Source organism: Sediminicoccus sp. KRV36, from assembly GCF_023243115.1.
GTDB lineage: Bacteria > Pseudomonadota > Alphaproteobacteria > Acetobacterales > Acetobacteraceae > Roseococcus.
In genome coordinates, this window is record NZ_CP085081.1 from 4,109,557 (window position 1) to 4,122,331 (window position 12,775).

General features: G+C 66.5%; 10 protein-coding genes. 1 reads left to right on the plus strand and 9 read right to left on the minus strand.

The window, feature by feature from the left end; genetic code table 11:
• Positions 1 to 2: 2 nt before the first annotated feature.
• From LHU95_RS19485 to LHU95_RS19500, 4 genes are read right to left on the minus strand one after another with little or no spacing between them, the layout of a single operon-like run.
• On the minus strand, positions 3 to 728 hold the full coding sequence (locus LHU95_RS19485) for an ABC transporter ATP-binding protein (RefSeq protein ID WP_248708612.1): 726 nt from the start codon (positions 726 to 728) through the stop codon (positions 3 to 5).
• Entirely contained in the window at positions 725 to 2,569 is a 1,845-nt protein-coding gene (locus tag LHU95_RS19490) for a branched-chain amino acid ABC transporter ATP-binding protein/permease (RefSeq protein ID WP_248708613.1), read from the minus strand. The genes LHU95_RS19485 and LHU95_RS19490 overlap by 4 nt, the downstream gene beginning before the upstream one ends.
• Positions 2,566 to 3,441 (minus strand): branched-chain amino acid ABC transporter permease, encoded by an 876-nt coding sequence (locus LHU95_RS19495; protein ID WP_248708614.1) that lies wholly within the window; start codon positions 3,439 to 3,441, stop codon positions 2,566 to 2,568. Before LHU95_RS19495 ends, LHU95_RS19490 begins: the two co-directional genes overlap by 4 nt.
• Positions 3,442 to 3,453: 12 nt before the next feature.
• Positions 3,454 to 4,671 (minus strand): ABC transporter substrate-binding protein, encoded by a 1,218-nt coding sequence (locus LHU95_RS19500; RefSeq protein ID WP_248708615.1) that lies wholly within the window; start codon positions 4,669 to 4,671, stop codon positions 3,454 to 3,456.
• Positions 4,672 to 4,958: 287 nt separating this feature from the next.
• On the opposite strand from LHU95_RS19500, the gene LHU95_RS19505 reads away from it, so the two are divergent.
• Entirely contained in the window at positions 4,959 to 7,343 is a 2,385-nt protein-coding gene (locus LHU95_RS19505) for a xanthine dehydrogenase family protein molybdopterin-binding subunit (protein ID WP_248708616.1), read from the plus strand.
• A gap of 31 nt (positions 7,344 to 7,374) precedes the next feature.
• On the opposite strand, the gene LHU95_RS19510 is transcribed toward LHU95_RS19505, so the two are convergent.
• The 5 genes from LHU95_RS19510 to LHU95_RS19530 are packed head-to-tail and all read right to left on the minus strand — an operon-like array spanning position 7,375 to position 12,748.
• On the minus strand, positions 7,375 to 8,985 hold the full coding sequence (locus LHU95_RS19510) for a peptide ABC transporter substrate-binding protein (protein ID WP_248708617.1): 1,611 nt from the start codon (positions 8,983 to 8,985) through the stop codon (positions 7,375 to 7,377).
• A gap of 29 nt (positions 8,986 to 9,014) precedes the next feature.
• A complete protein-coding gene (locus tag LHU95_RS19515) occupies positions 9,015 to 9,860 on the minus strand; it encodes an ABC transporter permease (RefSeq protein WP_248708618.1) in 846 nt (281 codons plus the stop codon).
• Positions 9,857 to 10,807: an ABC transporter permease gene (locus LHU95_RS19520; RefSeq protein ID WP_248708619.1), complete on the minus strand. Its 951-nt coding sequence runs from the start codon at positions 10,805 to 10,807 to the stop codon at positions 9,857 to 9,859. The genes LHU95_RS19515 and LHU95_RS19520 overlap by 4 nt, the downstream gene beginning before the upstream one ends.
• Positions 10,804 to 11,781, minus strand: coding sequence for an oligopeptide/dipeptide ABC transporter ATP-binding protein (locus LHU95_RS19525; protein ID WP_248708620.1), 978 nt, complete (start codon positions 11,779 to 11,781; stop codon positions 10,804 to 10,806). The genes LHU95_RS19520 and LHU95_RS19525 overlap by 4 nt, the downstream gene beginning before the upstream one ends.
• Positions 11,774 to 12,748, minus strand: coding sequence for an ABC transporter ATP-binding protein (locus tag LHU95_RS19530; RefSeq protein WP_248708621.1), 975 nt, complete (start codon positions 12,746 to 12,748; stop codon positions 11,774 to 11,776). The genes LHU95_RS19525 and LHU95_RS19530 overlap by 8 nt, the downstream gene beginning before the upstream one ends.
• Positions 12,749 to 12,775 lie beyond the last annotated feature (27 nt).

Below are 12,775 nucleotides of genomic sequence, written 5' to 3' on the forward strand. Positions count from 1 at the left end.
GATCAGTGGCGCCGGCCGAGATAGGCATCCAGCACGCGCTCATCATGCGCGAGATCGGCCGAGCGACCATCCATCAGCACCCGGCCATTTTCCATCACATAGGTGCGGTCGGTGACGGCGAGCGCATAGCTCGCCATCTGCTCCACCAGCAGGATGGAAAGCCCTTCCTTGTTCAGCGCGATCAGCACGGGGAAAAGCATGTCGAGGATCTTGGGGGCGAGACCCAGCGAGAGTTCATCAATCACCAGCAAGCGAGGGCGGGAGAGCAGGCCGCGGGCGATGGCCAGCATCTGCTGCTCGCCGCCCGACAGCGTGCCGGCCTGCTGGTCAATCCGCTCGCCCAAGCGGGGGAACATGGTCAGCGTCTTCTCGATATCCTCGGCGACGCCGCGCGGATCCTGCTTGATGCGCGAATAGGCGCCGAGCACGAGATTGTCCCGCACCGATTGATCCGCGAAGACCATGCGCCCCTCGGGCACCATGGCGAGGCCGCGCGCCACCATGCGATGGCTCGGCTCGCCCGTCGTATCGGCGCCGGCGAAGGAAACCGAGCCGCCCGCCGGCTTCACCACGCCAGTGATGGCGCGCAGCATGCTCGTCTTGCCCGCACCGTTGGAGCCGATGATGCCGACGAACTCGCCCTGCCCCACCTGGATATCCACGCCGCGCAAAGCCTCGATCCGGCCATAGGAGACGCGCAGGCCGGTGACGGTCAGGATCGGGTTCATGCCGCGCCCTCCCGGACCGGCAGCGCGCCCTGGCCGAAATAGGCCTCGATCACCTTGGGGTTGGACTGCACTTCGGAGACGGGGCCATCGGCGATGACCTCGCCGTAATCCAGCACGGTGACGCGGTCGGACACGGCCATGATCATGTCCACGTGATGCTCGACCAGGATCACCGTCATGCCGCGGTCTGCGAGGCCACGGATCAGCGCCACCAGATCGCCAATCTCGCCATGGGTGAGACCGGCGGCGGGCTCATCCAGCAGCAAAAGCTTGGGGCGCAGGGCAAGTGCGCGGGCGATTTCCAGGCGGCGCTGATGGCCGAAGGGCAGGTTGCCCGCCTGCTCATCGGCGAATTCCGAGAGACCCACGAAATCCAGCAGGCGCAGCGCTTCGGCACGCGCCGCGCGCTCCTCGCGGTGGAAACGCGGCAGGCGCAGCACCGTCTCGGCAAAGCCCGAACGGAAATGCGGATGCGCGCCGACCAGCACGTTTTCCAGCACGCTCATCTGCGTGAACAGCTCGGTATTCTGGAAGCTGCGCGCCACGCCGAGCCGCGCCAGCGCATAGGGCGCCGCATTGTTCAGCGCATTGCCGAACAGCGTCACCTTGCCCTCGCTCGCCTTGTAGAAGCCTGAGATCACGTTGAGCAGCGAGGATTTGCCCGCGCCATTGGGCCCAATCAGCGCATGCACCGTGCCCGCGCCGACTTCCATATTGACGTTGTTCACCGCCGTCAGCCCGCCAAAGCGGAGCGTGACGCCCTGGGCGATCAGCGTGGCCTGGCCCTGCTCATCGGGCCGTGCCGTCACCTGCTCCAGCCCCGGCCCCCAATTCGGCCAGGCGCCGGTCGCACGCGGGCGGGACTTGCTCATGACGCGAGCGCGCAAAGCCGAGAGTGAGCCGACAATCCCCTTCGGCATGACGAAGAGCACCAGCGCCAGCAGCAGCCCATAGCCGAAGGTCTGCCATTGCCCGAGGCCCTGGAGGAATTGCGTCGCCATGAAGAGCACCGAGGTGCCGATCAGCGGGCCAGCCATGGTGCCGGAGCCGCCGAGGATCACCATCAGCAGCAATTCGATGCTGGTGTTGAAGGTGAAGGTCTCATAATTCACGAAGAGCGCCAGATTGGCGAAGAGCCCGCCGCCCAGCCCCGCGAAACCGGCCGAGATCGAGAAGGCGAGCGTGCGGATGCCCACCACATTGATGCCCAGCGCCCGCGCCGCATTCTCGCTCTGCGCGGCAGCGCGCATGGCGCGGCCGTAGCGGCTGAAGGTGATGGCGTATTGCGCCCAGACCGCCAGCAGCAGGCAGGACAGGATCAGGTAGTAGTAGTTGAAGTTGGTCCGCCGCACGGCCATCAGCGGCTCGCCGAAGAGCGTCGGGCGCGGCAGGTTGGCAAGGCCCGAGGCGCCGCCGGTGAAGCTGACCCATTCACGCAGCACATTCACGAAGATCAGCCCGAAGGCGATGGTGATGACGGCGAGATAGACGCCGCGCACGCGCACGGTCGGGAATGCCAGGATGGCGCCCATCAGCGCGGGGATGGCGATGGCGAAGGCCATGCTATCAGCGAAGGAGAAGCCCGCGCGGAGCGAAAGCAACGCCGCCACATGCGCGCCCAATCCATAGAGCGCCGCCTGCCCGAGCGAGACGAGGCCCGCCAGCCCCACCAGCAGATTCAGCCCGATGACGACGATGGCCAGGATCATGGCGCGCATCACCAGGCGCAGCTCATAGCTCGTGGGATAGCGTTCGCCGATCACATCGCCGAGCCAGGGGAAGCCCGCGATCAGCAGGGCCAGGATCAGCAGGGCCAACCAGCCTGCGAGGCGCGCGCTCATACTTTCTGCACCTCACGCCGGCCGAACAGGCCCTGGGGGAAGATCAGCAGCACCAGGATCATCACCGTGAAGCCGATGGCATCCCGTGCCGCGGAGGAGAGATAGGCCTCGATGAATTTTTCCATCACGCCATAGACGAGGCCCGTGATCACCACGCCCGGCGCATTGGAAATCCCCGCGATGATGGCGACGAGGAACCCCTTCAGCCCGACAACCACGCCCATGGAAGAAGAAGCCTGCACGATGGGCGCCACCAGGAACCCCGCCAGCGCGCCAATGCCGCCGGCCAGCGCGAAGGCCAGCATGGTGATGCGGTCCGCATCAATGCCAACGAGCCCGGCCGCCACGCGGTTATAGGCGACGGCGCGCATGGCGCGGCCCAGCACGGTGCGGCGGTAAAACCCTTCCAGCGAGAAGGTCAGCCCCAGCAGCACCACGGGGATCAGCAATTCCTGCCAGTAGATGCCGGCGCCGCCGATGCGCAAAGGCTGCTCCACCAGCGGCGTGGGCATGGCGCGGCCGAGCGGGCCATAGGTCGCGGTGGTGAAGCTCTCGATCATGGTGCCGACCGCGATGGTGGTCAGCATCCAGCCGATGGCATTGGCCTCGCGGTTGAAGGGACGGACGAAGACGCGTTCAATCACGGCACCTGATAAGGCCGCAATCAGGATGGCGCCCGCCGCCGCCATGGGCAGCGGCAGGCCCAATTCGCGCAGAACGACGGTCAGCACGCCGCCCAGCATGAAGATGTCGCCGAAGGTGAAGTTGACGGCCTTGGCGGCACTCCACATCACGTAGAAGCCGAGCGCGATCATCCCGTAGATCGCGCCCGCCGAGAGCCCCGTCAGGAGGTATTGCAGCAGGGCTTCCATGGCAGTTGCCGCTCAGTTCGTGCGCGGCTGGCCGAAGGGCGTCTGCTCGATGGGCAGCATCGCGCCATTGTGGAAGGCGAGCAGGCGGTAGGAGGCGGGGAGGATGGCGTCCATCCGCTCCTGCGTGCGCTCGAAGGCCGGCGCGTAGTTCGCGACGATGCCCTGGTAGTTCACGCGGAACATCGCGTCGCGGAAGGCCGTGCGGTCATAGCGGCCGGCGATCTTCAGCGCTTCGGCGATGATATAGACGGCGTCATAGGCATTGGCCGTGCCCGAGGGCATCAGCAAATCCGCCGGAGTGCGGATCTGCGGGAAGCGCTGCTGCATGCCCGCCAGAACCGTCTGCGCACGCGGCGGCAATTGGCCCATCCAGGTATAGGTGCCGGCGACGATCACGCCCTCGGCCAGCGGGCCCGCGGTCTGCGCGAATTGCACGCCGATGCCCCAGGCCGAGATGATCTGCGGCTTGTAGCCCAGGCGGTCCATCGAGCGGACGATATTCGCGGCCTCACGGTCCACGCCGTAGAAGATGACCGTATCCACGCCGGCATCGCGCATGCGCGTCAGCTGCGCCGTCATGTCGGTATCGGCGATGTTGAAGGTCTCGGTCGCGGCGATGGGCATGTTCACGGCGCGCATGGCGGCCGTCACATCCGGCACCGCGCCCTGGCCCCAGCCCGTGCCCTCATACATCAGGCCGATCTTGCCCGAGCGGCTGCGCGCCTGTGCCGCGGTGACCAGGAAGGGCGCCACCCAGCGATCCTTCATCGAAACGCGGAACATCCATTGGTTGCGGCCATTCGGGTGTTCGACCACCTGCGTGCCGGCCGAAACCACACCCACCCAGGGCAGGCCCATCTCGTCCAGCGGCTCACGCAGGGCGATGGCGTTGGGGGTGCGGAAACCGCCCATCATCACGACGCAATTGTCACGCTCACCGATGCGGCGCGCGTTATCGACGGCGCGGGCGGGTTCACCCACGTCATCATAGGCGACGAGGCGGATCTGCTGGCCGAGCACGCCGCCCGCCGCGTTGATCTCGGCGAGCGCGGTTTCCACCGCGACGCGCAGCGCAAAGCCGCTATGGGCCAGCGGGCCGGTCAGCTCCCAGGAGGCGCCGATGCAGGGCTGGGCGCGCTGTGCCGAAGCAGGCGCCGCCAGCGAGAGGCCGGCCAGGGCGCCAAGCCCGAGGAGGGCGCGGCGCAAGGGATTGGGGGGAATGCGCGACATGACTTCGTCTCCTGGAACAGGCGCAAGGCCCGGGGATTGAGCGAAAGCTTCGACTGAATGAAGCGTAACGGTCCGAAGCTGACAGCCGCAACGATGCGGACGGCCAAAACGCAGCCATGTGCCGGCCCATGGCCTTGGATTTGCCCATGATTCGGACGTCTCGGACGTGCAGTGTTTAATTTGCAGGCAAAACATTCTTCTCACGCTGCGAAACATCCCGTTTTTCACCGCGCACTCCGCGTCGTCTCGCGGAAACTCATGGCCGGAGTCTGTAGGAGAGATGGATCATGGGTCAGAATGGCATCGGCGCTTCCCCGCGCCGCAAGGAAGATCAACGCTTCCTGAGCGGGCGCGGCAACTACGTCGCCGATATGCAGCGCCCGAACATGGCGCATGGCGTTTTCCTGCGCTCGCCGCACGCCCATGCGCTGGTCAACGCCGTGGAGATCGCGGCCGCCAGCGCTGCACCCGGCGTGATCGGCATCCTCACCGGCGCTGATCTCGCCGCCGCCGGCGTGGGCGGGCTGCCCTGTGGCTGGGGCATCACCGGCACGGATGGGCTGCCGATGAAGGAGCCGCCCCACCCGGCGCTCGCCCAGGGCAAGGTTCGCTATGTGGGCGATGCGGTCGCCTTCATCCTGGCCGAGACCGCGCATGAGGCGCGCGATGCGGCCGAGTTGATCGAGGTGGACTACACCCCCCTGCCCGCCGCCGTGGATCTGGAATCCGCCATCGCCCCGGGTGCGCCGCAAATCTTCGACGACGTGCCGGGCAATCTCTGCTGCGACTGGTCCATCGGCGATGCCGCAGCAACCGAGGCCGCCTTCGCCAAAGCGCATCACGTGGCGAAGCTGAAGCTGGTGAACAACCGCCTGGTCGGCAACCCGATGGAGCCGCGCGCCGCCATCGCCGAATACGAGGGCGCCAACGGGCAATACACGCTCTGGACCACCAGCCAGTTCCCGCATGTGGTGCGCATGCTGATGGGCGCCTTCGTGCTGAACATCCCGCAGCATCGCCTGCGCGTGGTCGCCCCAGATGTCGGCGGTGGCTTCGGCGTGAAGCAGTTCCACTACGCCGAGGAAGCCGTCGTGACCTTCGCCGCCAAGCGCTTCGGCCGCGGCGTGAAATGGGTGTGTGAGCGCAGCGAAGGCTTCATCAGCGATGCGCATGGGCGCGACCACGTCACGGAAGCGGCGCTGGCGCTGGATGCGTCAGGCAAGTTCATCGGGATGAAGGTGGTCACCATCGGCAATATCGGCGGCTATATCTCCACCTTCGGGCCGAACATCCCGACCAACCTCTACGCGCCGCTGCTGGCCGGCGTGTACATGACGCCCGCCATCCATTGCCAGGTGAAGGTGGCCTTCACCAACACCGTGCCGGTGGATGCCTATCGCGGTGCCGGCCGCCCGGAAGCCACCTTCGTGGTGGAGCGCCTGGTGGATATCGCGGCGATGGAGATGGGCATGGACAAGGCCGAAATCCGCCGCCTCAACATGATCCCCCGCTCGGCCTTCCCCTACCAGACGCCGGTGATGATGAAATACGACAGCGGGGACCCCTTGGGCTGCATGGATCGCGCCCTGGCGCTGGCCGATTGGGAGGGTTTTCCCGCCCGCCAGGCCATCGCCAAGCAGCAGGGCAAGCTGCGCGGTGTTGGCCTCTCCACCTATATCGAGGCCTGCGGCCTCGCTCCCTCACGCATCGCCGGGCAATTGGGCGCGCGCGGCGGGCTTTACGAGAGTGCGACGGTGCGCGTGCACCCCACCGGGCATGTCACCGTGCTGATCGGCACGCATAGCCACGGCCAGGGGCATGAGACGACCTTCGCGCAGATCGTGGCAGAGAAGCTCGGCGTCGCTTTCGAGGATATTGATATCGTCTATGGCGATACCGATCGCGTGCAATTCGGCATGGGCACTTATGGTTCGCGGTCGCTCGTCGTGGGTGGTGCAGCGCTGGCCAAAGCCTCGGATCGCGTGATCGCCAAGGGCAAGAAGATCGCTGCCCATCTGCTGGAAGCGAGCGAGATGGATATCGAATTCACCGAAGGCCGCTTCACCATCGCGGGCACCGACCGTGGCAAGAGCTTCCAGGAGATCGCCCTCGCCGCCTATGTCCCGCATGATTATCCGCTGGAAACCGTGGACCCGGGGCTGGAGGAACAGGCCTATCATGACCCCGTCAATTTCTCCTTCCCCGGCGGCGCCCATGTGGCCGAGGTCGAGATTGACCCCGATACCGGCCAGGTCACGCTGGTGAATTATGTCGGCGTGGATGATGTCGGCACCGTGATCAACCCGATGATCGTGGAGGGCCAGCTGCATGGCGGCGTGACGCAAGGCATCGGCCAGGCGCTGCTGGAGCATTGCGTCTATGACCCCGCCACGGGGCAGATGCTCAGCGGCTCCTTCCAGGATTACTGCATGCCGCGCGCCGACAACCTGCCGAGCTTCGCGATGCAGACGCATCCCGTGCCCTCGACCGACACGCCGATGGGGGTGAAGGGCTGCGGCGAGGTGGGCTCCATCGGCGCGCCGGCCGCCATCATCAACGCCGTGGTGGATGCGCTGGCGCCCTACAAGGTGCGCCACCTGGACATGCCGGCCACACCGGCGCGCGTCTGGCGCGCCATTCACGACAAGGCGATGCCGATGGCGGCCGAGTAGCGCGCGGGTAAAACTGGGGGGCGGCGCCCCCTCAGCCCCAGTTCCAGGTATGCACGTTCCAGGTAATGTCCGTGACATACTGGTTGGGTTGCGGCCCCTGCAATTGCCGGCGCTTGAGATGCCCCTGCACTGAGCCGCCCTGCGGCGCGAAGGGCACCTCCTCATGCAGGATTTCCTGGATGCGCCCATAGGTCGCCTTGCGCGCCGCCTGGTCCATCTGCGTGACGCCCAGCTCCAGCAGCCGGTCCACCTCAGCATTTTCATATTGCACGAAGTTGGAGCCCTGGCGGTGCTTCACCGGGATGAAGCGGGAATGCAGCCGCGCCGTGTAGTCGGGGTCGAGCCCCAGCGTCGGGTCCCAGGCGACCAGCAGCGTGTCAAAGCGCGATTGCGTGGTGAACTCGCCCCAGACGACCGAGGCCGGCATGTTGCGGATTTCCATCGCCACACCGATGCGGCGCCAATTCTGCTGGAACAGCGCCTGAGTGCCCTGGCGCGCCACATTGCCGGCCGTGGTGGACATGGTGAAGGCGAGCTTCAGCCCATCCTTTTCGCGGATGCCATCCGCCCCCACGCGCCAGCCGGCAGCATCCAGAAGTGCTGCCGCACCGGTCGGATCGGCCGTGTAGTCGCGCAGCGCAGTGTTGTAGGCCCAATGCGTCGGCTGCAGGTAGGAGAGCGTGCGCGGCCAGGTGCCGACATAGATGTCGTCCAGGCTCTTCTGCATCTCCGTCGCCATGGTGAGGGCCTTGCGGACGCGCGGATCGGCGAAGCGGGGATTGCCGCAGTTGAAATAGATGAACTGCACATTGGGCGTTGGATAGACCAGGAAATCCCGATCCGGGATGGCGCGGGCTTCCGTCCAGCGGTCATTCGGCACGCCGGTCAGCGCAAGATAGTCAATTTCGCCGGTGCGGGCCTGGCCGTAGGCGACGCTGCCATCGGGGATGAAGCGATGGATGAATTGGCGGATGCGCGGCGCGCCGCGGTGGTAATTCGGGTTGCGCTCATAGACCATGTGGCTGCCGGCCACGCGCGTGCGCAGGATATAGGGGCCGGTGCCGATGGGTGTCGTGTTGAAGGCGGCGGTCTGGATGCTGGCCTCGCCCTGCAGGATGTGGCGCGGCACGATATGCATGTTCTGCCAGGACCACATGAAGGGCGCGAAGGGGCGCGAGAGCTTCATCTCGATCGTGTGGTCATCCAGCACGCGGAAATCCGTGATCAGATCAAAGCCGCCCCGGTTCCGGACCGCGACAGCCGGATTCATGATGGTGCGGAAGGTGAATTCCACATCGCGCGCGGTGAAGGCCTGGCCATCGGTCCAGCGCACATCGCGGCGCAGATTGACCTTCCAGGTCAGCCCATCGGCCGAGACGCCGCCATTGGCGGGTGTGGGCACCTCGACGGCGAGGTTCGGGATGAAATTGCCGCTGGCATCCACATCCCACAGCGCGTCGAACATGCAGGCTTCGGGCACATTCTCGGTGCCGGCATTGACGAAGAGCAGCGGGTTGAACTGCACCGGCTCCTGCGTCATGCCCAGGATGATGCGCTCGCGATTCAGGCTTTGCGCCTGCACGGTTGGGGCCGCCAAGATCGCTGCACCGGCGCCGATGGCGCCACGACGGGTCAAATCCATGGTTCTTCTCCGGTGTTTGGTGGTGGGGATCATGGGTCCATGCGCAGCCGCGGATCAAGCGCATCCCGCAGCCCATCGCCCAGGAAGTTAAAGCCCATGACGGTGAGGGTGATCATCAGCCCCGGCAGGATGGCAAGCCAGGGCACGGTATCGAGATAGCCCTGAGCGTTGGTGAGCATGTTGCCCCAGCTCGCCAGCGGCGGCTGCACGCCATAGCCGAGATAGGAGATATAGCTCTCCATCAGCACCGCACTCGCCACCTTCAGCGTGGCGGCGACGAGGATGGGGGCGGCCGCATTGGGCAGCAATTCGCGGAACATGATGCGGGAGCGCGAGGCGCCGAGGGCGCGGGCGGCGGCGACGAAATCCTGCTCCTTCAATTGCAGGATTTCGGCGCGGACGATGCGGCTCACTTCCATCCAGGAGGTGAGGCCGATGACCAACGAAATCGAGAGCAAGGTGGGCGGCACGAAGGCCGCCACCACCAGCAGAAGAAACACCTGAGGAAAACAAAGCATGGTGTCCACGAAGCGCATCAGCAGCGTGTCCACGATGCCACCCAGATAGCCAGCCGCGATGCCCACCAAGGCACCGGTCAGCACGGTGGTGATCATCGCGACCAGCCCCACCGTCAACGAGACACGGCCGCCGTAAAGCAGGCGCGAGAGGGTGTCGCGGCCCAGCTCGTCACTGCCGAGCGGCAGGGCGGCATTGGCGAAGGGGGCGAGGAAGCGGAGCTGCGTCTCGATCAGCGTCGGGTCACGCGGCGCGAGGAGGGGGGCGAGGATCGCCGCCAGCAGCAGCACGGTCACGGTGACCAGGCCGGCCACCGCCAGGCGATGCGTGCGGAAGCGCTGCCAGACGCGGCCCTTCATAGACGAACCCTGGGGTCCATCGCCGCGATGGCGATATCGGCGACGAGGTTGCCGAGGATGACAAACAGCGCCGTGAACATCATCAGCCCCATCAGGATCGGGTATTCCTTCATGTTGAGGCTGTCCACGAATAGTCGCCCCATGCCGGGCCAGCCGAAGATGGTTTCCGTCACCAGCGCGCCGCTGAACAGGAAGGGTAGCTCCACGCCCAGCAGCGCGATCAGCGGCTTGGCGGCGTTCGGGAAGGCATGGCGGAACAGGCGGGCGGATTGCGGCTCACCTTTGGCACGGGCCGTGCGCATGAAATCCTGGTTCATTACCTCCAGGAAGGCGCTGCGCGTATAACGGCTCCAGGTGGCGGTGATGACCAGCGCCAGCACCATGGTGGGCAGCACCAGGTGCCGCAGCAGGGAGAGGATGTTCCCCTCCTCGCCAAACTCATACATGCCGCCCGAGGGCAGCCAGCGCAGATTGAGGGCGAAGATGAAAATCGCCATCAGCCCGAACCAGAAGGTCGGGAAGGACAGCGCCACCAGGGCGCCTGACGTGGCCAGCGTGTCGAAGATGGAATAGCGCTTCACCGCGCCCAGGATGCCCACGCCAAGCCCCAGGATGATGGCGACGGAGAGAGCGCTGCCCATGAGGATCAGCGTCGCCGGAAAGCGCTCCAGGATGATGTCCAGCACGGGGCGCCCGCCAAAAAAGGAGTTGCCCCAATTCCCGCTGAACATGCCCGCCGCCCATTTCACGTATTGGACGTGCAGCGGCTGGTCCAGGCCAAAGATGATCTTGATGCGCTCGATATCCTGCGCCTGGATGGTGGGGTTCAGCGTATAGACGGCAAGCGGCCCGCCCGGGGCCAGATGCATCAGCGCGAAGGCGATGAGTGAGACGCCGATGATGAGCGGCACGGCCTGCAAGAGGCGCCGGATGATGAAGCCGATCATGAGGCCACCAGATGGCAGGCGACGCTGTGCGTGGGCGAGACGGCGCGCGGCGCGGGCGTGACCTGCGCGCAGATGGCCATGGCCTGCGGGCAGCGCGGATGGAAGCCGCAGCCGCTGGGCGGCCTTGCTGGGTTGGGCACATCGCCCGTCAGCACTTGGCGCTGGCGGCGGCCGCCCGGCCCCGAATGAGGCACCACCGGCTCGGGCACGGCGGAGAGCAGCGCCTGGGTGTAGGGGTGGCGCGCGTCGAAGAAGAGTTCCTCCCGCGTCGCAGTCTCCACCACACGGCCCAGATACATCACCGCCACCCGATCCGCGATATGCGCCACGACGGCCAGATTGTGCGAGATGAACAGGAAGGAGAGCCCCAATTCCGCCCGCAGCCGCGCCAGCAGGTTGATGATCTGCGCCTGGATGGAGACATCGAGCGCACTCACCGGCTCATCGCCGATGATCAGCTCGGGGCTGAGGGCGAGCGCACGCGCGATGCCGATGCGCTGGCGCTGGCCACCGCTGAATTCATGCGGGTAGCGCTGCGCTGCCTCCGGCGGCAGGCCCACCGTCTTCAGCAACGCCGCCACGCGGTCGGCCTTTCCGCTGATGCCGTGGATTTCGAATGGCGCGGCCAGGATGGCGCCCACCGAGAGCCGGGGATTGAGGCTCGCATGCGGGTCCTGGAAGATGATCTGCATGCGGCGCCGGAAGGGCGCCAGCCGGCGCGCATCGTGCTTGGCGATATCCTCCCCGCCGATGCGGATGGCGCCTTCGGTGGAATCCACCAGGCGCAGGATGGCCTTGCCCGTGGTGGTCTTGCCGCAGCCGCTTTCACCCACCAGGGCCAGGGTCTCGCCGCGCGCGACGGTGAGGTCCACGCCATCCACTGCGCGCACCGTGCCGATCTGCCGGCGCAGCATGGCCGAGCGGATGGGAAAATGGACGCGCAGCCCCTCGACGCTGAGCAGGGTGTCACCCATCAGCGTGACGCCAGCAGGCGACGAGGTGGCCAGGCTCGGCGGGGTCGAGCATGGGCGGGACCTCCCAGCAATGGGAAACCGCACGCGGGCAGCGGGCAGCGAAGGCGCAGCCCGCGGGGCGTTCGGCGGCGTTGGGCACCATCCCGGGGATTTCATGCAGGCTGGCCGCGCGCTGGCGCTCGATGCGCGGGATGCTGGCCAGCAGGCCCTGCGTGTAGGGGTGGCGTGGATTTGCGAAAATAGCGCCGACCGGCCCCGTCTCGATGATGCGGCCGGCATACATGACAGCCACGCGGTGCGCCGTCTCCGCTACGACGGCGAGGTCATGGGTGATGAGCAGCATGGCCGTGCCGAAATCGCGCTGGAGGCCAGCAAGGAGTTCGAGCAACTGCGCCTGCACCGTGACATCCAGCGCGGTGCTGGGTTCATCGGCGATCAGCAGCGCCGGCTGACAGGCGAGTGCGATGGCGATCATCACGCGCTGCCGCATGCCGCCTGAAAGCTGGTGCGGATAGCCCCGCGCCACGCGAGCGGGCTCGGGGATGCCGACCAGTGCCAGCATCTCCTCGGCACGGCGCAGCGCGGCTGCCCCGCCCAGCTTCATGTGCCGACGCAGCGGCTCGGCGATCTGCTTGCCCACCGACATGACCGGGTTCAGCGAGGTCATCGGCTCCTGGAACACCATGGAGAGGGCGCGGCCGCGCAGCCCGGACATTTCACGCTCGCTGAGGCGCATGAGGTCCTGGCCTTCGAGACACACCTCGCCGGTCGGCAGGTCCGAGAGTGGTGGTTCCAGCAGACGCATCAGCGCGAGCGCCGTCATCGTCTTGCCGCTGCCGCTCTCGCCCACCAGGCCCAGGGTCTCGCCGCGCGCGAGGTCGAAGGAGACGCCATCCACCGCGCGCAGCACATGCGGCGGCACCGGGATATGCACGGAGAGCCCGCGCACTTCGAGGAGGTTGCTCACCTGCGGATGCTGCCAGAGGGGCGCTTC